Source organism: Parafrankia sp. BMG5.11 (assembly GCF_004337455.1).
Genome location: NZ_SJXI01000036.1, coordinates 1 through 22,180, shown reverse-complemented (window position 1 = coordinate 22,180; position 22,180 = coordinate 1). Strand labels below are relative to the sequence as shown.

The 22,180-nt window shown below is 71.9% G+C and carries 14 protein-coding genes and 2 tRNA genes; 1 reads left to right on the top strand and 15 read right to left on the bottom strand.

Annotated elements, in window-relative coordinates; genetic code table 11:
- Positions 1-64: 64 nt before the first annotated feature.
- The 15 genes from E0504_RS23970 to E0504_RS23900 all read right to left on the bottom strand — a co-directional run bounded on the left by E0504_RS23970 (position 65) and on the right by E0504_RS23900 (position 21,504).
- Complete coding sequence (locus tag E0504_RS23970; RefSeq protein WP_131625911.1) at positions 65-4,222, bottom strand: Rne/Rng family ribonuclease; 4,158 nt, start codon at positions 4,220-4,222, stop codon at positions 65-67.
- A gap of 113 nt (positions 4,223-4,335) precedes the next feature.
- Complete coding sequence (locus E0504_RS23965; RefSeq protein ID WP_020462732.1) at positions 4,336-5,097, bottom strand: TIGR03936 family radical SAM-associated protein; 762 nt, start codon at positions 5,095-5,097, stop codon at positions 4,336-4,338.
- Positions 5,081-7,114 carry a TIGR03960 family B12-binding radical SAM protein gene (locus E0504_RS23960; protein WP_112105639.1) on the bottom strand — a complete coding sequence of 678 codons (2,034 nt, stop codon included), beginning with the start codon at positions 7,112-7,114 and terminating at the stop codon, positions 5,081-5,083. The genes E0504_RS23965 and E0504_RS23960 overlap by 17 nt, the downstream gene beginning before the upstream one ends.
- 45 nt (positions 7,115-7,159) lie before the next feature.
- Positions 7,160-8,395 (bottom strand): rod shape-determining protein RodA, encoded by a 1,236-nt coding sequence (gene rodA, locus E0504_RS23955; protein WP_071061510.1) that lies wholly within the window; start codon positions 8,393-8,395, stop codon positions 7,160-7,162.
- 162 nt (positions 8,396-8,557) lie between these two features.
- Entirely contained in the window at positions 8,558-10,909 is a 2,352-nt protein-coding gene (mrdA, locus tag E0504_RS23950; RefSeq protein ID WP_112105638.1) for a penicillin-binding protein 2, read from the bottom strand.
- Positions 10,906-11,442: a rod shape-determining protein MreD gene (gene mreD, locus E0504_RS23945; protein ID WP_071061506.1), complete on the bottom strand. Its 537-nt coding sequence runs from the start codon at positions 11,440-11,442 to the stop codon at positions 10,906-10,908. Before mreD ends, mrdA begins: the two co-directional genes overlap by 4 nt.
- An 8-nt stretch (positions 11,443-11,450) precedes the next feature.
- Positions 11,451-12,476 (bottom strand): rod shape-determining protein MreC, encoded by a 1,026-nt coding sequence (mreC, locus tag E0504_RS23940; protein ID WP_071061504.1) that lies wholly within the window; start codon positions 12,474-12,476, stop codon positions 11,451-11,453.
- Between the two features lie 280 nt (positions 12,477-12,756).
- Positions 12,757-13,788: a rod shape-determining protein gene (locus E0504_RS23935; protein ID WP_020462738.1), complete on the bottom strand. Its 1,032-nt coding sequence runs from the start codon at positions 13,786-13,788 to the stop codon at positions 12,757-12,759.
- A 533-nt stretch (positions 13,789-14,321) separates the two neighbouring features.
- The gene (ndk, locus tag E0504_RS23930) at positions 14,322-14,735 is read right to left on the bottom strand and encodes a nucleoside-diphosphate kinase (RefSeq protein ID WP_083390855.1); all 414 of its coding nucleotides are present in this window, start codon (positions 14,733-14,735) and stop codon (positions 14,322-14,324) included.
- 204 nt (positions 14,736-14,939) lie between these two features.
- Positions 14,940-16,289 carry a folylpolyglutamate synthase/dihydrofolate synthase family protein gene (locus E0504_RS23925; protein ID WP_041254813.1) on the bottom strand — a complete coding sequence of 450 codons (1,350 nt, stop codon included), beginning with the start codon at positions 16,287-16,289 and terminating at the stop codon, positions 14,940-14,942.
- Between the two features lie 112 nt (positions 16,290-16,401).
- Positions 16,402-17,694, bottom strand: coding sequence for an ATP-dependent Clp protease ATP-binding subunit ClpX (gene clpX / locus E0504_RS23920; protein WP_020462740.1), 1,293 nt, complete (start codon positions 17,692-17,694; stop codon positions 16,402-16,404).
- A 425-nt stretch (positions 17,695-18,119) separates the two neighbouring features.
- Complete coding sequence (locus tag E0504_RS23915) at positions 18,120-18,764, bottom strand: ATP-dependent Clp protease proteolytic subunit (protein WP_018500228.1); 645 nt, start codon at positions 18,762-18,764, stop codon at positions 18,120-18,122.
- Positions 18,765-18,826: 62 nt separating this feature from the next.
- Positions 18,827-19,468: an ATP-dependent Clp protease proteolytic subunit gene (locus E0504_RS23910; protein WP_020462741.1), complete on the bottom strand. Its 642-nt coding sequence runs from the start codon at positions 19,466-19,468 to the stop codon at positions 18,827-18,829.
- 402 nt (positions 19,469-19,870) lie between these two features.
- Positions 19,871-21,376: a trigger factor gene (tig, locus tag E0504_RS23905; RefSeq protein ID WP_160144376.1), complete on the bottom strand. Its 1,506-nt coding sequence runs from the start codon at positions 21,374-21,376 to the stop codon at positions 19,871-19,873.
- A gap of 55 nt (positions 21,377-21,431) precedes the next feature.
- A tRNA-Pro gene (locus E0504_RS23900) sits at positions 21,432-21,504 on the bottom strand.
- Between the two features lie 48 nt (positions 21,505-21,552).
- Between E0504_RS23900 and E0504_RS23895 the strand changes: the two genes are divergently transcribed.
- Positions 21,553-21,623: transfer RNA gene (locus E0504_RS23895), tRNA-Gly, on the top strand.
- The last annotated feature ends 557 nt before the right edge of the window (positions 21,624-22,180 follow it).

Below are 22,180 nucleotides of genomic sequence, written 5' to 3'. Positions count from 1 at the left end.
GGACTCGCTCACCCGCCACACTTCTGTCGTACGTGGGACTCACCCGCCGTGGCGGGTGAGGGGGTCAGGTGCTGGTGGCTTCGGAGGGAACGGGGATCGGCTGGGCGGTGTCCGTGGGCTTGGAGACCGGGCGGGATGCGCGACGGCGACGGGCGCGGGCCGGCTTCTCGGCGCCAGCCGGAGTGCCCGCACCGTTCGTCCCGGAATGCAACACGCTGTCCGGATCGTCGGTGTTCGCGAACACCGGGATTCCGCCGGAACCCGGCCGCGACTCACCGTCGACCGTGGTGCCCTCGGCCCCGCCACTCCCGGCCCCGTTAGCCCCGGGCCCGCCACTGACGCCGCTGCTGTCGACGCCGTTGCTCTCAGTGCCCTGATCGCTTCCGGCTCCAACCGTTACGGCGATCCGGGCGGCCCGCGGTGCGACGGCGTCCGGCAAGGACGCGCCGGCCTGAGTGGCCGGGTGTTCACCAGGAGCCACCGCCTCCGCCGACCCCGAGACCCCAGCCGATCCAACTGATCCAGACGAATCAGTCGATTCAGCCGATGCGGAGCCGTTCACGGACCCGATGGCATCGTCCGAGGAGATATGCGCCCCGTCCACGGCCGACGAGACCGCGGCAGCCACGAGGGCCGGACCAGCGGGCTTTGTCGCGTGCCGTGCGCGGCGGCCCGTGGAGGTACCGGCCGCCTGGGCCGGAGCCTCCGCCGCCGGCTGGCTCGCCGACGACGCCGCCGCCTCCCTCGGCTGTGCCCCGTCCCGCGACTGCGCGTCCCTTGAGTGCGCGGAGTCGAGGTGGACGAGCACACCGCGCCCGTTGCAGTGGGCGCACGGCTCGCTGTAGGCCTCCAGCAGGCCCTGGCCCACCCGCTTGCGGGTCATCTGGACGAGGCCCAGGCTCGTCACCTCGGCGACCTGGTGGCGGGTCCGGTCCCGGCCGAGGCACTCGGTGAGCCGGCGCAGCACCAGCTCGCGGTTGCTCTCCAGCACCATGTCGATGAAGTCGATGACGATGATGCCACCGATGTCGCGCAGCCGGAGCTGGCGGACGATCTCCTCCGCGGCCTCGAGGTTGTTCTTGGTGACCGTCTCCTCGAGGTTGCCGCCCTTGCCGGTGAACTTGCCGGTGTTGACGTCGATGACGGTCATCGCCTCGGTGCGGTCGATGACCAGTGAGCCGCCGGAGGGCAGCCAGACCTTGCGGTCCAGCGCCTTCGCGAGCTGCTCGTCCACCCGGTACTCGGCGAAGACGTCCCCGGTGCCGACGTAGCGGCGGACGCGGTCGCGCAGGTCCGGGGCGACCGTGTCGACGTAGCCCTCGACGGTCGCGGCCTCGTGCGACCCCTGGACGACCAGCTCGGTGAAGTCCTCGTTGAAGATGTCGCGGATGACCCGCACCACCAGGTCGGGCTCGCCGTAGAGCAGGGACGGCGCGCTGGCCTTCTGCGCCTTGCGCTGGATGTCCTCCCACTGCGCGACGAGGCGCTCGATGTCGCGCTCGAGCTCGGCCTCGCTCGCGCCCTCCGCCGCGGTGCGGACGATCACCCCACCGTTCTCCGGAGTGATCTTCTTGAGGATGCTCTTCAGCCTGGCGCGCTCGGTGTCCGGCAGCTTGCGGCTGATTCCGGCGTTCTGGCCGTCCGGCACGTACACGAGGTAGCGGCCGGGCAGGCTCACCTGGCTGGTCAGCCGCGCGCCCTTGTGCCCGATCGGGTCCTTCGAGACCTGGACGAGCACCGACTGCCCGGACTTCAGCACCTGCTCGATCTTGCGCGGCCGGCCGTCGAGGCCCGAGGCGTCGTAGTTGACCTCACCGGCGTACAGGACGGCGTTGCGGCCCTTGCCGATGTCGACGAACGCCGCCTCCATGCTGGCCAGGACGTTCTGCACCCGCCCGAGGTACACGTTGCCCGCGTAGGACGCCGAGCTGGCGCGCGTCACGAAGTGCTCGACCAGGACGCCGTCCTCAAGCACGGCGATCTGGGTGCGGTCACCGTTGTGCCGGACGATCATCCGGCGCTCGACCGACTCCCGCCGGGCGAGGAACTCGGCCTCGGTGACGATGGGTGCGCGGCGGCGACCGCTGTCGCGGCCCTCGCGCCGGCGCTGGCGCTTCGCCTCCAGCCGGGTGGAACCGCTGACCCCGCGGACGAGGTCGTCGTCCCGGCGCGTCTCGCGCACGTGCACGACGGTGTTCGGGGGGTCGTCGGGGATCGGCGCGGTCTCCGCGCCGGTCCCGGAACGGCGGCGGCGCCGGCGGCGGCGGCGAGATCCACCGGCGCGGTCATCGTCCGAACCGTCCTCGGCCGAGTCGTCCGCGCCGTCCTCGAGGTCCGCGCCGTCGTCGGCGTCAGACTCGGCGTCGGTGTCGGCGTCGGCTCCGGAGTCGGCTCCGGCCACCAGCTCGGCTTCGGAGTCAATCTCCTCCGCCTCGTCGAACGTCTCCCTCGTCGGCGAGCGACGTGAGCGGCGGCGGGAGGACCTGGGCTCACGCTCCACCGGCTCGGCTTCGGGCTCGCGGTCGTCGTGCTCCTCGGCCTCGTCGACCTGCTCCTCGGCAAGGTCGCTGGTCTCGGAGATCTCCTCTTCGCCGCGGGCCCGGCCACGGCCGCGGCGGCCGCGGCGACGGCGACGGGTTCCGCCCGGTCCGGCGTCGTCGCCGTCCGCGTCGGTGGACGAGTACTCGCCGCCGTCGAACGCCTGCTCGCTGCTCTCCGTCTCCAGTGCCTCACCGAACTCCGCGGTGTCGTACGCCACCGCGTCGTCGGCCGCGTCGACGATCTCGTCGGCCGAGGCCACGTCGTCGAGGCCCGCACCGGTGAGGCCGCCGCGACCGGTCACGACGGGCTCGGCCGGCGCGTCGTCGGCGTCACGACGGCGGCGGGGCCACGGTTCCACGACCGCCGGCTCCGGCTGCTGGAAGGTGATCATCGCCACCGGGCGACGGGCCGACTGCCGGGTCACCGGCGCGGGGGCGGGCGCCTCGGCGCCGCTGGTCCACGTCGGGGCGACCGCCCGCGTGCGCCGCCGCGAGGTGCGCTCCGCCCGCGGGGGCTCGGGCGCACCGACCGCCTCGGGACCGGGGGCGGTCTCCGTTCCGGCGACCGCCTCGGGACCGGCCGCGGGGGTGGCTCCGGTGGTTCCGGCTCCCGTCACAGCCGCTCTTTCCGCCACTGTCGCGGCAATCACGGGCTCCGGCGAGGACGCGACCGCCGGCTGAGCCCCGGGCGCGTCCGTCGCGGCGGCGCCAGTCCCGGCAGCGCTGGTCCCGGCGTCCACGTCGGGGGTGGCGTTCGCCGACAGTTCGTCGACCGGCTCCGCGAGCGGGTCGACGGTCTCGTCGATGGCCGGTTCGGGAGCCGGCGGGGTGGCCGCGTCGGCCGCCGAGTCCGGGGCTGCGGCGGTGGCCGGAGCGGAGGCGGCGGGAGTCTGCTCGGCCGCCGGCTCGACCTTCGTGGCCGCCCGACGAGCACGGGTGCGACGCGGCTTGGTCACGGCGGGGGCAGCCTCGCCCGACGCCGTAGTGTCAACGAGCGCATCGGACGCGGTGACGTCGCCCTTCGCGACCTGCCCGGGCGAGCCGGGGACGTTGTCCGCTCCGGCCTCGGGCGCCGCGGTGGCGGACGACGTGGTCTCAGGTGTCCTGGTGTCGAGCGACGTCGTGTCGGGCGAGCCGGCGGCGGGCGACGTGGTGTCGGAGGGAGCGGGGGTGGCTGTGGTGTCGGGTACGGCCTCGCTGACCTCCCGGGAGGCCCGGCGCGGCCGGGTCGTCCTCGCCCGCCGGGCCGGCTTGGCCGGCGCGGCTTCGGGCGCCGGCTCGGCGCCGGCCTCGACCAGCGGTACCGCGGCGTCAGGCGCCGCGCCGTCGGACACGGGGAGAGTGCTGGACGCGGCACCGGCACCGGCACCGGTGGCGGAATCGGCCGCGTCCACGGCGGTCTCGCCACCGGCCGCGGCGGCAGGCGGGCCTGCCTCCTCAGGTGGCGGCCCGGCCGGTCGGCCAGCCGCGCGGCGGCGCCGGGTGGGGCGTTGCGGAGCGGTCTCGGCGGTCACGCTCTCAGGGGCCGCAGATTCAGCGACAGCTGTCGCGGGGGTCACCGACTCGGGAGCCGCCGCCGCAGGGGCCGCGGTATCGGCAAGGGTGTTGTCGGAGGGCACGGTCTCGGAGGGCGTTACCTCGGAGCGCGTGGCCTGGTCCTCGATGATCTGATCTTCGGGCACGGGTTATGAAGCCTCTCGGGCTCCCGGGCGCGCTGTGTCAGCAGTCGCGGCCGCGCAGAAGCCACTGTCTCGGTCCGACGGTTGTGCCGCCGGCAATCCTGCGACGCCCTGCATCACGCTTCGAGTTGACCCACCAGCCGGGCAGCCTCGTCGCGGTCCGGTACCAGCGGGTCCGCCAGCGTTCCGTCCTCGCGCAACCGGCCCTGTTCGAGTCGTGTTGGCTCGGGCGGCACCGGGACGCTGAGGACGGCGACCGCGGAAAGGGCGGTCAGCACGTCGTCGGGTCGAACGGCGGGCGTCGTGTGCCGTACGACCACGTCCAGTATCGCACAGGTGTCGTTCTCTGCACGGCAAACGGCCCAGACCACGGCCTCGCGCACGTCCACGCGGCGCCGTCCGTCCTTGGTGGCCCGCTCGACCGTGAGTGACTCCCGACCCAGCAGCTCGGCGACGGCGACGTCCAGATCGGCGATCGCGACGCCGGGCATCCGCAGCCGCCACCGGGACGCGTCGATCCGGTCCGGCAGCGGCGGGCTGTCCGCCGCGACGCAGTGCAGGACGTCCAGCCCGGGCGGGAGCGCCGCGTCGAGTTCCGCGCGTACCTGCTCAGGCTCCATCGGGGCCGACAGCGCGACCTCGAAGTACTCGGCCTCGCTTGCGGCGCCGGTGGGTGCCGCGCCGACCCACGACACCCGGGGATGGGGGCTGAACCCGGCCGAGAACGCGACCGGTATCCGGGCGCGACGCAGGCCGCGTTCAAAGGTCCTGGCTATGTCGCGGTGCGACAGGAAGCGCAGCCGCCCCCGCTTGGCGAACCGGACCCGCACCCTGGCCACGACCGGCGGGGGCGGCGGGCCCTCAGGTCGACGAGGCACTGACCCGCGCCAGGTCGGACGGAACAGGGGACGACCCGGCAGGGCCCGGTTCAGCCGATACAGCCGACGCATCGGTACGACCCACCGGGATCACCGGGATCAGTGTGCGCCCGGTGGGGCCGATCTGGTTCTCGGTTCCCATCGTCGGGCACACCCCACAGTCGTAGCAGGGGGTCCAGCGGCAGTCGTCCAGCTCGGTCGCGCGCAGGGCGTCCTGCCAGTCGGCCCACAGCCAGTCACGGTCGAGGCCGGCGTCGAGATGATCCCACGGCAGGATCTCGCGCTCGTCGCGCTCGCGGGTCGTGAACCAGTCCAGCGAGACGCCGAGCCCGGTGAGCTCCGCCTCGCACGCGGCCTCCCAGCGGGCGAACGAGAAGTGCTCGCTCCAGCCGTCGAAGCGGCCACCGTCGCGCCAGACCCGCTCGATCACCCGGCCGACCCGGCGGTCACCGCGTGCGAGCAGCCCCTCGATGATGCCCGGACGCCCGTCGTGGTAGCGGAAGCCGACCGCCCGGCCGACCTCACGGTCGGCGCGCACGGTGTCACGCAGCAGCTTGAGGCGCTGGTCGGTCACCTCATGGGATGCCTGCCCCGCCCACTGGAACGGCGTGTGCGACTTGGGGACGAACCCGCCGATCGAGACGGTGCACCGGATGTCGCGGTGGCCGCTGGCCCGCCGGCCCGCCCGGATGACCTCGCGGGCGAGATCGGCGATCTCCAGGACGTCCTGGTCCGTCTCGGTGGGCAGGCCGCACATGAAGTAGAGCTTCACCTGCCGCCAGCCGTTCGCGTAGGCCGTGCTGACCGTGCGGACCAGGTCCTCCGCGCTGACCGTCTTGTTGATGACCCTGCGAAGCCGCTCCGAGCCGCCCTCGGGGGCGAAGGTGAGCCCACTGCGGCGGCCGTTGCGGGAGAACTCGTTGGCGAGGGTGACGTTGAAGGCGTCCACCCGGGTGGAGGGCAGGCTCAGCGCCGTGTTGGTGCCCTCGTAGCGGTCGGCCAGGCCCTTGGCGATCTCGCCTATCTCGCTGTGGTCCGCGCTCGACAGCGACAGCAGGCCCACCTCGGAGAAACCCGAGGCCGCGAGCCCGGCGTCGACCATCTCGCCGACGGTGGTGATGCTGCGCTCCCGCACCGGACGGGTGATCATCCCGGCCTGGCAGAACCGGCAGCCGCGGGTGCAGCCGCGGAAGATCTCCACGCTCAGCCGCTCGTGCACCGTCTCGGCCAGCGGTACGAGCGGGGTCTTCGGGTACGGCCAGGAGTCGAGGTCGGTCAGGGTGTGCTTGGCGGGCCGCTCCGGGACGTCGTCCCGGTTGCGGGTGACCGCCGCGATCCGCCCGTCCGGCCGGTAGCTGACGTCGTAGAACTCCGGGACGTAGACCAGCTTGCGGCGGGCGAGACGGTGCAGCAGCTCCGTGCGCCCACCGGGCGCGCCGGCGGCCTTCCAGGCCCGGGTGATGTCGGTGATCAGCAGGACGGCCTGCTCGCCGTCCCCGAGGACGACGGCGTCGACGAAGTCCGCGATCGGCTCGGGGTTGAAGGCCGCGTGCCCGCCGGCGATGACGACCGGCCAGGTCAGGCCGTCACCCGGGGCGGCACGGTCCGCGGTGCGCAGCGGGATGCCGGCGAGATCCAGGGCCGAGAGCAGGTTCGTGTAGCCGAGCTCGGTGGAGAAGCTGACCCCGAAGAGGTCGAAATCCCCGACCGGGCGATGGCCGTCCACAGTGAACTGCGGTATTCGGTGCTCACGCATCAGGGTCTCGAGATCCGGCCAGACCGAGTACGTGCGCTCCGCGAGGACGTCCGGCTGCTCGTTGAGGATCTCGTAGAGGATCTGGACGCCCTGGTTCGGCAGCCCGACCTCGTAGGCGTCGGGGTACATCAGACACCAGTGGACCGCGGCGTCGCCCCAGGGTTTGACGACCGCGTTCCCCTCGCCGCCGACGTACTGGACGGGCTTCCGGACCCGTGGGAGCAGCGGCTCCAGGAGGGGAAACAGCGACTGTCCGGACATGCCCGCGAGCCTACGGCACCGGAGGGTGGCCGACCGCCTCAGCCCTCAGAGCGCGTAGGGGTCCGAGCGCGAACGCAGGCGGACGTTCTGCAACAGCCCGACCGCGATCATGTTCGCGAACATCGAGGAACCGCCGTATGACAGGAACGTCAATGGGAGGCCGGTCACCGGCATCACACCGAGACACATGCCGATGTTGACGAAGATCTGGAAGGTGAACCAACAGACCACGCCGGTGGCGATGAGCGCCCCGAAGGAGTCCTGCGAGTGGAAGCCGATCGTCAGCGCCCGCCAGAGCACCACGCCGAGCAGGACGATCACACCGCCGGCCCCCAGATAGCCGAGCTCCTCGCCGGCGACGCTGAACACGAAGTCGGTCTGCTGCTCGGGCACGAACTGGCCCTGGGTCTGCTGGCCCTCGAACAGACCACGACCGGTGATGCCGCCGTTCGCGATCGCGGTCATCGCCTGGTCGACGTTGTATCCGGTGGACGACGACGCCTTGTTCTCGGAGACGAACGAGGTGAGGCGTGCCTCCTGGTAGGGCTTGAGCAGGTGGAACTGCAGGATCGCCCCGCCGAAGAGGACCCCGCACAGGATCAGGCCGAGCACCCAGCGCCGCGGCGCGCCGCTCACCGCCAGCATGCCGAGGGTGACGAACACCAGCACCATGACCGTGCCGAAGTCGGGCTGCAGCATGATCAGGGCCATCGGCACGACGGCGAGCCCGAGCACGAGCAGCACGTCGCCGTGGCCCGGCGCGCCGCGCCGGATGCCGGTGTGCCGGTCCTCGTGTTTCTCCCCGAGGATCATCGCCGCCCCGACGACGAGCGCGACCTTGGCGAACTCCGACGGCTGGAGCTGGAAGCCGGCCGGGAGCACGATCCACGAGTGGGCGCCGTTGACGGTGGTGCCGACCAGGAGGACGGCGATGAGACCGACCAGCGAGCCGAGATAGACGAAGGGCGCGTACGCCCGCAGGATCCGGTAGTCGACCAGGGTCGCGGCGGCCCCGAGCAGCAGGCCGATCACCAGGTTCAGCAGGTGGCGCTTCAGGAAGGTCTGTGGGTCTCCCCCGGTCTCCTCCAGCCGCTGGCGGGTCGCCGACCAGACCAGCAGGGCACCGAGGAGCGCCAGCGCGATCACGCTGATTTGAAGCGGCCAGTCGAGCCGGCGCAGCGGCGAGTGCCGCCCGGACGCGCGGTCGCGCAGCTGCCCGATCCGCCCCCGGACCAGCACTGGGGAGGAGCGCAGCGCGGTAGGACCCGGGTCCTGCGTCATCGTTCCCCTCCCCGTCTGTGAGCGGCCCCGGCCATGCCGGCCGCACTGTGGGTGGACCGAACTGCCGAGTGGCCGTCCGTGGGATGTCCGGCCGGCTGTGGCCCTGGTGGCCGGCTGTGGACCCGGTGGCCGGCCGGATCGGCGCCGGCCGGCCTCGCACCGTCAGTCGTGCCCGGTTGGGCCGCGTGCCCGCGGCACCTGTTCGCCGGCCGCCGGCTCGCCGGTGCCGCCGACACCCGGTTCCACCGGCGGCGCCGGGTGCCTGGCCTCCGCGAAAACAGCGGGCAGCACCGCACCGGGGACCGTCGTTCCCGCGGCTGCATCCCCCGGCACCGCGGCGGCGGCGGTCGTACCCGACGCACCCGCGCCCGGCGCCGCTGTTCCCGGCGCCTGGGGGCCCGGGGCGGTCGTACCGGGTGCGCCCGCGTCCGGCGCGGCCCCGGGCGCCGCAGCGAACGTGCCGTCGCGGCCCAGCTCGGGCAGCTCGGCCGGTGGCTTGCCCCCAGGCACCGCCCCGGGTCGGCCTACCCCGTAGAGCGCCTTGTAGATCTCCTTGGCGACCGGCGCGGCGTACTCGGCGCCGGTCCCCGCCTCCGGGATGCTCACCACGACCGCGAACTGTGGGTCGTTCGCCGGAGCGAACGACGCGAACCACGAGGTGTCGGCCTTGCCCTCGACCTCGGCCGTTCCGGTCTTGGCCGCCACCGGCACCATGTCGCTGGGCCAGTCGGCGAACACCCCGGCCGCCGTCCCGCCGCCCTCGGTCGTCACCCCGCGCAGGGAGTCCCGGATGTAGGCGAGGTTCTCCGGCGAGATGGGCAGCTTCCCGGTGACCGTCGGCTCGATCCTCTTCACCTCTCTGCCATCCGGCGAGACCGTGGCCTTGGCGAGGGTGGGCTTGTAGAGAGTCCCGCCGTTCGCGATGGCCGCGTAGGCGGTGGCGAGCTGCAGCGGGCTGGCGGAGAGGTACTGCCCCTGCCCGATGGAGAACTGCACGGCGGCACCGGCGTTGTAGAGGTAGCCGTCGACGCAGGCCTCGGCCGCGTATCTGCGGAAACGCTCTGCCTTCGTCGGGTCGGGCTCCTCCGGGTAGCCGTTCTGCGCCCGCCGGCAGTAGGAGTCCTTGAGCTCCTCCCAGATCTGCTTGGCCTCGGCACGGTCCACGACCGTGCCGGCGGTCTCGCCGGGAAGGTCGATGCCCGTGCGCCGGCCGAAGCCCAGTCCCTCGGCCATTCGGGCGAAGTACTCCTTCGGCTCCGGGTAGGGGCCGCGGCCGTTGCGCAGCCCGCCGTCGGCGACCCAGGCGTCGTAGGCGAACTTGTCGTAGATGACGTCGCAGGAGATCACCAGCGCCTGGTGCAGCGTGATGGGTCCCGCGGACGAGCCGTCGAAGTTGTGGAAAACCTGGTCGCCGACCTGGAGCGTCGGCGCGCAGTCGTATGTGTCGTCGCCGCTCGCGCCCAGGTGCTCCAGCGCGACCGCGGTGGAGACGACCTTGAACGTCGACGCCGGCGCGGACGAGCCCTGGTAGGCCCGCGAGAGCAGCGGGGTGCCGTTGGCCGGGTCGGACAGCGCGGCGTAGTCGTTCTGGGAGACGCCGCCGACGAACACCGACGGGTCGTAGGACGGCAGGCTGGCCAACGCGACGACGCCGCCGGTGCGCACGTCCAGCACCACCGCGGAGGCGGACCGCGCTCCCCCGCCGAGCGAGTTGAGCGTCGTGGCCAGCGCCTCCTCGGCCGCGCGCTGGACGTCCAGGTCGAGGTTGAGCACGAGGTGGTCGCCGCTGACCGGCGGGGTCGTCGACGCGGTGCCGGCGACCCGGCCGAACCGGTCGACCTCGAGGCGTTCCACCCCGTCCGCGCCGCGCAGCGCGTCGTCGTAGGTGTACTCCAGGCCGGAGACGCCGATCAGGCTGTTGAGGTGGTAGCCCTTCTCGTCGCCCTGCTTGTCGAGCTGGTCCTGGGAGACCGGGGCGAGGTAGCCGAGTTCGTGCGCGGCGAGCTGGCCGTTCGGGTACTCGCGGACGGCCTGCAGGTCCGCGGAGACACCCGGGAAGCGGTCCGGGTGCTCGATCACCGCGAGCGCCTGCGCCGGGGTGACGTCCTTCGCCACCGGGACCGGCTGGTAGGGGGAGCCGTTCCAGCACGGCGCCCGCACCGTGGCCGAGCAGAAGCGGACCCGCTGCTCGAGCTCGGCCAGCGGCGCCCCGATGACGGTGGCCAGCCGGTCGAGCACGGCCTTGCCCTTGTCCGCCTGGCGGTCGATGGTCGACCGGTTGACCGAGATGACCAGCGAGGTGCGGTTGCGCACCAGGGGCTGACCCTCGTCGTCGACGATCATGCCCCGGGTGGCGGGGGTGACCACCTCGCGGACCCGGTTGGTCTCCGCGACCTGGCGGTAGCGCTCGCCGTCGAGGATCTGCAGCACCCACAGCCGGGCGCCGAGCGTCACCAGCAGGGAGAGCACGAGGACCCGCAGGATCAGCAGCCGGATGCGCATCCGGTCGGTCACACCCGCCTCCGATCCCCGTGCAGGCGGCGGGAGGCCGCCGCCGCGAGCGGGAACAGGAACGGCGTGACGAGCAGGGCGTAGAGCCCGGCGGCGATCGCGCGCACGATGGCCTGGCCACCGGTGAGGGCCGCGTCGCCCAGGATCGACGTCGTCGCCGCGTGGCCCAGGGTGCCCAGCGCCGCCGCGGCGCCGACCGCGGCGAGCGGCACGACGATCGAGCGCTCCGCCGCGTTCATCACCAGGCCGACGAGATACCCGACCAGGCACAGGACGAGCGCGGTCTGCCCGATCACATGCGTGGACAACAGATCGGCCACGAGCCCCACGGCGAAGCCCAGGACCGCGCCGAGCATCGGCCCCTCGATCAACGCGATGATCGCGAGCAGGACGAGGACCAGATCGGGCCGGCCGAGCGGCGCACCGAGCCGCGCCACGACCGAGACCTGCAGGACGACCGCGACCAGCAGCACCACCACCGCGGCCACGAACGTGCGCGGATGCAGGCTCTCCTCGGAGGTTCCGGTATCCCACACGGCCGACCTCAGCCCGCACCCGCGGCCGCGGGGACGCCCGCACCGCCCTGCGCCTGACCACCCTGAGGCTGCCCGGCTTGAGGCTGCCCGGCCTGGGGCTGCCCGGCCGGCTGCTGGGCGCCGTCGGGCTGGGCGGGCGCGGACGGCTGGCCGGCCGGCGGCTGCGCGGCGTCGGGCGCGGGCGCGGGGCGGGGCGGGAGGACCCGGTCACCCGGGTCCGCCGGTGGGCCGCCGATCACGACGCCGACCATGTCGAGCGTGCCGACGGAGACGAAGGGACGGACCTCCGCGGTGCGCGAGAGCCCGCCGACGTCCACCACCTTGGTCACCTCACCGATCGGTACGCCCGCCACATAGTCAAGACTACCGAACGTCACCAAACGGTCACCCTTTTTAACCTGGTACGAGGCGTCATAAAGAGTGAAGGTCAGCGAGCTCGGCCCCTGCCCGCCGGCCACCGCGCCGAGCAGCTGGGTCGTCTCCAGCCGGGCGCCGATCCGGCTGGTCGGGTCGCAGAGCAGTTTGATCACGGCGGTGCTGTCGGTCACCGAGGCGACCGTCCCGACCAGGCCCGACGCGTTCACGACCACCTTGTCGACGGCGAGGCCATCCCGGCGGCCGGCGTTGATCGTCACCGTCCAGTCCATCCCGGTGACGTCGCCGACCGCGATGACCCGGGCCGGGACGATCGTGTACTGGCCCTTGTCCGCGAGCAGGCGCAGGTCGGACAGATCCCCCGCCAGCCGGTCGATCTCGGCCCCGTCGGCGATCTGGCGCCGCAGCGCGGCGTTCTCCTCACCGAGCCGGTCGGCGCGGTCGTGGTAGCGGTTCGGGTGGGTCAGCGAGGAGACGGTGCGCCCCACCGGGCGGGTCACCGTCGTGACCGCGTTCTCCACGCCGCCGACCGCCGAGTGCAGCACCCCGCGCACCCCGGTCGCGGAGTCACCCGTCCGGTAGTCGAGCGTGATCAGCGTGAAGGCGAGGACGAGCAGCGCGGCGATGACGAGGCGGGAGCGCCTGGTGTCACGTCCCACGTCGGTCCTCCGTCACCGGTGCCGTCCTCCTGCCGTGTGGTCCGGATGGCTGCCGGCCCACGGTTGCCGCAAGGTTCCGGTGATGTTTCTACCGGGGCCGCGACAAGCCCTCGAGCCGGGGCCGGCCGGCCGCCCGGCCGCCGAAACGGCCGGACAAGCCTTGGCCGGCGCTGTCACAACACCCTCGACCGGCGCCGCCACGACACGCCGCGCCCGCGACCGTCGATCTTCCTGGTCGGACGAGCGGCGGGCCGGCTGGGTTCCCGGCCCCGGGCCGCGGTCAGCGTTTCGGTTCGGAGATCAGGACCTGCTGGAGCGCCTCGAACTCCTCGACGCACTTGCCCGATCCCATCGCCACCGAGTGCAGCGGGTTCTCCGCGATGTGGATCGGCATCCCGGTCTCGTGGCGCAGGCGCTCGTCGAGCCCGCGCAGCAGCGCCCCACCACCGGTCAGCACGATCCCGCGGTCCATGATGTCGCCGGAGAGCTCCGGAGGGCATCTGTCGAGGGTGACCTTCACGGCGTCGATCACCGCGTTCACCGGCTCCTCGATGGCCTTGCGGATCTCCTCGGCGGTCACCACGATCGTCTTGGGCAGGCCCGTGACGAGGTCACGGCCGCGGATCTCCGCGCTCGGCTCGTCCGGGATCTTGTGCGCCGAGCCGATGGCCATCTTGATCTCCTCGGCGGTCCGCTCGCCGAGCATCAGCGAGTACTCCTTCTTGACGTAGGAGATGATCGCCGTGTCGAGCTCGTCACCGGCCGTGCGGATCGACTGGCTGGTGACGATCCCACCGAGGGAGATGACCGCCACCTCGGTCGTGCCGCCGCCGATGTCGACGACCATGTTCCCGGTCGGCTCGTGGACGGGCAGGCCGGCACCGATCGCCGCCGCCATCGGTTCCTCGATGATGTAGACCTTGCGGGCCCCGGCCTGGTAGCCGGCGTCCTTGACGGCCCGCTGCTCCACCCCGGTGATACCGGACGGCACGCACACCACCAGCCGCGGCTTGGCGAAGTGCCGGCGGCGGTGCACCTTCTGGATGAAGTAGCGCAGCATCCGCTCGGTGGTCTCGAAGTCGGCGATCACGCCGTCCTTCAGCGGGCGGACGGCCACCACGTTGCCCGGGGTGCGCCCGATCATCCGCTTGGCGTCGGTGCCGACGGCGAGGATGCCCGAGGTGGTCGTATTGATCGCCACCACACTGGGCTCGTTGAGGACGATCCCCCTGCCGCGGACGTAGACGAGCGTGTTGGCGGTACCAAGGTCGACGGCCATGTCACGACCGAGGAATGACAGCGAACTGGACATCGTCGGGTGCCGGCCTTCCCGGGGGGCGCGAGGTGGGACGGGTCCGGGCGGCGCACGCGGGCGTCACCGACCGGCCCGTCTCCGACCAACGCGCGAAACGCGTACAGAGTTCGTCGAGCGGGCGGGACGGCCCGGATGCGCCGCGCGAGAACACGGTCACGGCGACCGCCTGAAAGGTCGTTCGCCGCAGCCCGCCGGACACGTTCCGGGCAGTTGAAAGCGTAGACCGCCCCCGGTGGGGTCGCCGCGCCGACCGGGAAGCGTGTCACCCCGCGCGTAGCGGGGCGTGCACGGCACGCCGGTCGGCGCCAGGCCATCCGGGACGGTTGCCGAGCGGGCGGCGCAGCGCCACCGATCGGGCGCCGGGCTCCGAGCGCAACCGCCCCGGATCGGTGACGAAACGCCCGCCGGGACGGCTCGCCCGGCCAGCGGCCCCACGGGGGTGCCACCGCGACGGGGCGCCGCGCGGCCGGCGGTTCACCCGCAACGGTGCCGCCGGCCACCCTCGGACGGGCCGGCCGGAGCCGGGTGGGTCAGCTCAGGCCGGGGAAGAAGAGGTCGATCTCGCGCTTGGCCGACTCGGGCGAGTCCGAACCGTGGATGAGGTTCTGGCCGATCTCGAGCGCGAAGTCACCGCGCAGCGACCCGGGAGCCGCCTTCACCGGGTCGGTGGCGCCGATCAGGCCGCGCAGCGCCTCGACCGCGCGGGGCCCCTCGACCACCAGCGCGACGAGCGGGCCGGAGGTGATGAACTCCACCAGCTCGCCGAAGAACGGCTTGCTGGCGTGCTCGCCGTAGTGGGTCTCGGCGACCGAGCGCTCAAGCGTGCGCAGCTCGAGTGCGACGATCTTCAGCCCCTTACGCTCGATGCGGCCGACGACCTCACCGACGAGGCCGCGGCTGACGCCATCGGGCTTGACCAGGATGAGGGTGCGCTCGGCGGACACGGGACTCCTTCGGAATCGTTTCGTCATCTTCGACGTGGTAGGGGCGCCCGGACCGCGTCTACGCGACACCGGTTGGCCCCTGGCAAACCTACAGGGTCGGCGTTCACCACCGGTCCGCGCAGTCCCCCGGACCACCCGTCAGAGCACCGCGCGGGCAACACCGGGATCACCAGGCACATCAGATCATCGCCGGCCGACGGACGGTCAGCGACGAAGCAGGTGCCGCGCCTCACCCACGGTCACCAGCGAGCCGGTGACCAGCACACCCGTGCCGCCCAGCTCGCCCTCCTCCTCCGCGAGCCGCACCGCGGCCTCGAGGGCGTCGTCCAGCCGTGGCGCCACCTCGACCCGGTCGGCATCGAAGACGTCCACCGCGATCGCGGCCAGGTCGTCCGCGCCCATCGCCCGCGGTGACGTGCTCTGGGTCACGACGACACTGCTGAGCACCGGTTCCAGGGCGGCGAGGATGCCCTCGGCGTCCTTGTCTCCGAGCACACCGACGACCCCGACGAGATTGTCGAAGCCGAAGGCCTCGTCGACCGCGGCCGCGAGGGCCTGCGCGCCGGCGACGTTGTGCGCGCCGTCCAGGACGATGGTCGGCGAGCGCCGCACGACCTCCAGCCGGCCGGGCGAGTCGGCCTGGGCGAACCCGGCGAGGACGGCGTCGGCGTCCAGCTGGCCCTGCCCGCCACCGAGGAACGCCTCGACGGCCGCCAGCGCGACGGCCGCGTTGTGCGCCTGGTGGATGCCGTGCAGCGGCAGGAAGACCTCCTCGTACGTCCCGCCCAGACCGCGCAGGGTCAGCACCTGGCCGCCCACCGCCACCCGCCGGCCGACGACGCCGAACTCCAGGCCCTCCCGCGCGACGGTGGCGCCGACCTCGGCGCTGCGCCGCAGCAGGACCTCGGCGGCGGGCAGCGACTGCTGCGCCAGCACCACCAGGGCGTCCGGCCGGATGATCCCCGCCTTCTCCGCCGCCACCGCCTCCACGGTGTCACCCAGCTCCGGATGATCGAGGGAGACCGGCGTGATCACCGCGACGCCCGCGTCGACCACGTTCGTCGCGTCCCAGGTGCCGCCCATGCCGACCTCGACGACCCCGGCGTCCACGGGCGAGTCGGAGAAGGCGGAGAACGCCATCGCGGTGAGCAGCTCGAAGAACGTGACCCGCTCGGGATGGCGGCTGTCGACGAGCTCCGCGTAGGGGATCACGTCGTCGTAGGCCCTGGCGAACACCTCAGCGTCGGCGGGCACGCCGTTGATGCTGATCCGCTCCGTGACGCTTTCCATGTGCGGGGAGGTGTACCGGCCCGGCCTCAGCCCGAAGCCCCGAAGCAGCGCGTCGATCATCCGCGCCGTGGACGTCTTGCCGTTCGTCCCGGTGATGTGGATGGAGGGGAAGGACCGCTCCGGGTGCCCCAGCAGGTCCACGAGATCCCGCATCCGGTCCAGGTCCGGGTGCATCCGGTGCGGGAACCGCCCGGCCAGTGCCTTCTCCACCCGGGCGAGCTCGGCCGCGTCGTCCGGCGTGCGCCCCGTGCGTGCGTCTGTCACGGAGCCGAGGTTATGGCATCGGGACGCCCGTTCCGAGGCCGCGGCCGGCACGGGCACCTCGCCGTCGCCGAGGCCACGGCGACCAGTGCCGGGGCGGCCGGCCGCGATCTCGTCAGGCGGACTTCTCCTGCCGCGGGCCGCGCTTCGACGCGGCGACGTCGCGTGGCACCAGGGTCGGGTTGACGTGCTCGAGCACGACCTCCCGGGTGATCACCGCGCGGGCGACGTCCTTACGGCTCGGGATGTCGTACATCACCGAGAGCAGGACCTCTTCCATGATCGCGCGCAGGCCGCGGGCGCCCGTCCCGCGCAGGATGGCCTGGTCCGCGATGGCCTCGAGTGCGTCGGTGGTGAAGTCGAGGTCGACGCCGTCCAGCTCGAACAGCCGCTTGTACTGGCGGACGAGCGCGTTCTTCGGCTCGGTGAGGATCCGGATGAGCGCCTCGCGGTCGAGGTTGGAGACGCTGGTGATGATCGGCAGTCGGCCGATGAACTCCGGGATCATTCCGTACTTGAGGAGGTCCTCCGGCATGATGTCGCCGAAGACGTTCGAGGCGTCCGGGTCGTCCTTGCCGTGCAGCACCGCGCGGAACCCCAGCGACTTCTTGCCGATGCGCGACTCGATGATGCGGTCCAGACCGGCGAAAGCCCCACCGACGATGAACAGGACGTTCGTCGTGTCGATCTGAATGAACTCCTGGTGCGGGTGCTTGCGGCCGCCCTGCGGCGGGACGCTCGCCGTCGTTCCCTCGAGAATCTTCAGCAGCGCCTGCTGCACGCCCTCGCCGGAGACGTCCCGGGTGATGCTGGGGTTCTCCGACTTCCGGGCGATCTTGTCGACCTCATCGATGTAGATGATGCCGGTTTCGGCCTTCTTGACATCGTAGTCGGCGGCCTGGATGAGTTTGAGAAGAATGTTCTCGACATCCTCGCCGACATACCCGGCCTCGGTGAGCGCGGTCGCGTCGGCGATGGCGAACGGGACGTTCAGCATCCGGGCCAGCGTCTGCGCCAGCAGGGTCTTGCCGCACCCCGTGGGGCCCAGCAGCAGGATGTTGCTCTTCGCGAGCTCCACCTCGCCCTTGCCGGCGTCACCGCCGGAGGCACCGCCCGCCTGCACCCGCTTGTAATGGTTGTAGACGGCCACCGACAGCGTCTTCTTCGCCGCCTCCTGACCGACCACGTACCCGTCGAGGAACTCGTAGATCTCCCGGGGCTTCGGGAGCTCCTCCCACTTGAGCTCAGAGGACTCGGAGAGCTCCTCCTCGATGATCTCGTTGCAGAGATCGATGCACTCATCGCAGATGTAGACGCCGGGGCCGGCGATGAGCTTCTTCACCTGCTTCTGAGACTTACCGCAGAAGGAGCACTTGAGCAGGTCACCGCCATCACCGATGCGTGCCACCGAGGACTCAGTCCCTTCGTCCAGACGATGGTGTCGCCTGCGTGTCGGGGGCGGTGGGCACCGCCCGGTCGTCGCGTGTCTGCCTGTATCCGTCCCCGTGGGGACGGTACCCCGCGGGGGCGTCCGGTGAGAGCCCAATCGCTGGGCTCATACCGGTCAGCCTACGGTCATCGGACCCGTCCCCGCTCGTCCAGACGGCCCGTTCGGCACCACCGCCCGATCGGGCGTCCGGAAGGGGACGGGAGGATGCCAACCCGTCGCACCCGGCCCGCCACCGACGAGCCTCCCGCGTACCGCGCCACCACAGGGCCGCCGGGCCCGCGGCCCGGGTCCGACGGAGGAAGCGGCGCCCCGGAGGCGCCCACCGAGGCCGGCCCGGTGAGCCCCGCCGTGCCCGGGCCCGGCGGGGCCGACTCGGCGCCGGCTCAGCGCGCCGAGGCGAGCCGCGAGGACTTCCGGGTCTTGATCACTTCATCGATGATGCCGTAGTCCTTGGCCTCGTCAGCGCTGAAGATCTTGTCGCGCTCGATGTCCTTGCGGACGGCCTCCTCGGTGCGCCCCGTGTGCTCGGCGAGCATGTGCTCCAGCAGCGACCGCATGCGCAGGATCTCGCGCGCCTGGATCTCGATGTCGCTGGACTGGCCCTCGCCCTGCGCCGACGGCTGGTGGATGAGGATGCGGCTGTTCTGCAGCGCGAACCGCTTGCCGGGGGTACCGGCCGCGAGCAGCACCGCCGCCGCGGACGCCGCCTGGCCCATGCAGATCGTCTGGATGTCGGGACGCACGAACTGCATGGTGTCGTAGATCGCGGTCAGCGACGTGAACGACCCACCGGGCGAGTTGATGTAGATCGAGATGTCGCGGTCCGGGTCCTCGGACTCGAGGAACAGCAGCTGCGCCATCACGTCGTTCGCCGACGTGTCATCGATCGGCGCGCCGAGGAAGACGATGCGCTCCTTCAGCAGCTTCGAGTACGGGTCCATCCCGTACTCACCGCGGGACGTCTTCTCGATGATGTTGGGGAGGACGTACCGGCTCTGCGTTCCGTAGTAGCCCTGTGGTCCGTGCATGGTGACTGCCTCCGAGGAGAGCGGGTGACGAGGGTCGGGACGGCTCGCTGCCGCGGCGGGCGTCAGCTCACCGGTCCTTCGCTGGGGACCTGGCGGGCCCGCTGGACGACGTGGTCGACGAAGCCGTAGTCCTTCGCCTCGTCCGCGGTGAACCAGCGGTCGCGGTCGGAGTCCCGCTCGATCTGCTCGACGGGCTGACCGGTGTGGAACGCGATGCGCTCCTGCATCATCCGCTTGGTGTAGAGCATCTGCTCCGCCTGGATCGCGATGTCGGACGCCGTTCCGCCGATGCCGCCGGAGGGCTGGTGCATCATGATCCGCGCGTGCGGCAGCGAGTAACGCTTGCCCGGCGCGCCCGCGCAGAGCAGGAACTGGCCCATCGACGCGGCGAGCCCCAGCGAAACCGTGGCGACGTCATTCTCGACGTACTGCATGGTGTCGTAGATCGCCATGCCGGCGCTGACCGAGCCGCCGGGCGAGTTGATGTAGAGGAAGATGTCCCGCTCGGGGTCCTCGGCGTTCAGCAGCAGGAGCTGCGCGCAGATCGCGTTGGCGATCGAGTCCTCCACCACCGAACCGAGGAAGATGATCCGCTCACGGAGGAGACGGTTGAAGACCTGCTCGTCGAAGCCGGGGCCATTCTGTCCCGGCGAGCGGAGACTCGGGCCCGGGACAGCCAGGCCAGGGGCGGCGATGTCACTCACGGTCGGATCCTCGGCTTCCTTCGGCGGCGTCTGATTGACCGGCTCGACACTATCTGTGACACGAGCCGGTTCCGGTGCTTCTCCTTCGATGTTCGCGCTCGGCGTGAGGCCGAGCCAGTCCGGCATCGATGTGCGTCGAGGGCCCGTGACCAGCCGCCGGCCCGGCCGCGCACCCGTCGTCACCGTGCCGGGCGACAGCGTGCCTCTCGGTGTCCATGCGTGGCACCGGACACGCCGACGGCCTCCGAAACTCGCGTTCCGGAGGCCGTCGGTCGAATCCACCCGCTGTGCCACGCACCGTGCCCCACGGCCGCCGCCCGGCGCCCGTGGCGCAGGGCGGCGTCGTCACAGGGGCGACCGCTGCTCGGCGGTCGTTACCTGGAGGTCGCTACCTGGCAGTCGTTACTTGGTCTCGGACGCGGGCGGCTCGGAGTCGCCCTCGCCGTCCGCGTCCGTGGCGGTGGCGGTGGCGGTGGCCTCGTCGCCGGCCGCGGCGGTGACCTCCGCCGAGGGAGCCGCCGCCGGGACCTCAAGCTCCTCGGCGTCCAGCTCGTCCGAGATGTCCCGGACGTCGTCCTCGGCCTCGCCCGACGGACGGCGCGGCAGGTTCAACTCCACCGCGTTACCCTCAGTGTCGACGACCTTCGCGTTCTCCAGCAGCAGGAACAGCGCCTTCGTGCGGAGGACATCCGCCATCAGGGCGGTCAGCCCCTCGCCCTGCGCGAGCTGCTGGGCGTACTGGTCAGGCTGCACACCGGCCCGCTGCGCGCGCATCAGGATCTGCTCCATCAGCTCACCCTGGTCAAGGCCGATCGACTCGGCGTCGATCACCGCGTCCAGGATGAACTGCGAGCGGATCGCCTTACCCGCCGAGCTGCGGACCTCGGCGTCGAACTCCTCCGCCGACTGGCCCAGCGTCTCCAGGTAGGTCGCCCGGTCCGTACCGATGTGCTCCAGCTCGTGCCCGAGGCGGTGCTCACGGGCCTCCAGCTCGCCGGCCAGCACCGAATCCGGCACCGGAACCTCGACCAGTTCGATCAGCTTGTCGAGCATCTTGTCGCGGGCCTCGCCCAGCTGCTCGACCTTCCGGTTCGACTCAAGCCTGGTCCGGACGTCGGCGCGCAGCTCCTCCAGCGTGTCGAACTCGCTGGCCGTCGTCGCGAAGTCGTCGTCGAGCTCCGGGAGCTCCTTCTCCTTCACGCCCCGCACCACAGCGGTGACCTGCGCCGTGCGGCCCGCGTACTCACCGGCGAGCAGCTCGGTGTCGAACGTGCGCTCATCGCCGTCCGACGCGCCGGTGATGGCCTCGTCGATCCCGTCGATCAGGTTCCCGCTGCCGACCTCGTACGACATGCCGGTCGCGGTCGCGTCCTCGATCGCCTCACCGTCGACCGACGCCGACAGGTCCAGCGAGACGAAGTCGCCCTCCTGGACCGGGCGCTCGACCGGCTTCAACACGGCGAACCGGTCACGCAGGTTCGTCAGATGCTCCTCGACCTGCTCATCGGTCACCGTCGCCGGCTCGACGACGAGCTCCAGCTCGCCGAACTCCGGCAGGGTCACCTCCGGGCGCACATCCATCTCGGCCGTGAAGACCAGCTGCACGCCATCGGCGAACTCGGTGATGTCCACCTCAGGCCGCGACAGGACGTCCACCTCTTCGGCCTGGACGGCCTCCGAGTAAAGGCGCGGCAGCGCCTCCTGGATCGCCTCGTCGAGGATCACACCGCGCCCCAGGCGCTGGTCCAGAATCCGCGGCGGGACCTTGCCCGGGCGGAATCCGGAGACGCGCACCTGGCGCGCCAGCTTGCGGTAGGTGGCATCGACGGACGGCTTGAGCTCGTCGAAGGGCACCTCGACGGTGAGCTTGACCCGGGTCGGGCTGAGGGTCTCCTTGGTGGCCTTCACGGCGCGGCGGTCTCCTGGTACGACGTTGGACGGGGTGACGCGCCGAGGGTATCGGTCGGGGCGGGGAGACTCGAACTCCCGATCTCCTGCACCCAAAGCAGGCGCGCTGGCCACTACGCTACGCCCCGAGGCGTTGCCCCCACATCCTACGGGGTAAGCTTCCCTCCATCACCTACGCGGGTGTAGCTCAATGGCAGAGCCCCAGCCTTCCAAGCTGGCCATGCCGGTTCGATCCCGGTCACCCGCTCGTCGATGGGTTTGCTGTGCCCAGGGAACCTGGGCCTGGTCGACTCGCCATGTCTGCCGGGGGGCGGTGCCCCCCGTGGCCCCCTCGGCGGGTGGGGTTCTGGGGGCGGCCTGCGGCCTGCGGTGACAGCCCCGACATCGGGCTGCGCCCCCCAACCACCGGTTCCCGAGGGCAGCCCACGGCCTGCGGCGGCAACCCCGACACCGGGCTGCGCCCCCCAACCACCGGTTCCCGAGGGCAGCCCACGGCCTGCGGCGGCAACCCCGACATCGGGCTGCGCCCCCCAACCACCGGTTCCCGAGGGCAGCCCACGGCCTGCGGCGGCAACCCCGACATCGGGCTGCGCCCCCCAACCACCGGTTCCCGAGGGCAGCCCACGGCCTGCGGCGGCAACCCCGACACCACGTGGCATCCCGGACACAGGTCCCGAGAGGTACCTGCGACAGCATCCCCGGCGCTATGCCACTCCCCCCGACCACCAGGGCGACTCCACCCCTGACACCTTCCCCGGCACCCTTACCAGCCCCAGCATTGATGCGTGGCGGGTGAGTGAGTCC

What these genes read in the sequence shown, in the direction of transcription:
- E0504_RS23960 (WP_112105639.1), bottom strand. Translation starts at nt 7,114, where the DNA reads ATGTCCGGACAGTCGCTGTTTCCCCTCCTGGAGCCGCTGCTCCCACGG.
- rodA (WP_071061510.1), bottom strand. Translation starts at nt 8,395, where the DNA reads ATGACGCAGGACCCGGGTCCTACCGCGCTGCGCTCCTCCCCAGTGCTG.
- E0504_RS23935 (WP_020462738.1), bottom strand. Translation starts at nt 13,788, where the DNA reads ATGTCCAGTTCGCTGTCATTCCTCGGTCGTGACATGGCCGTCGACCTT.
- E0504_RS23915 (WP_018500228.1), bottom strand. Translation starts at nt 18,764, where the DNA reads ATGCACGGACCACAGGGCTACTACGGAACGCAGAGCCGGTACGTCCTC.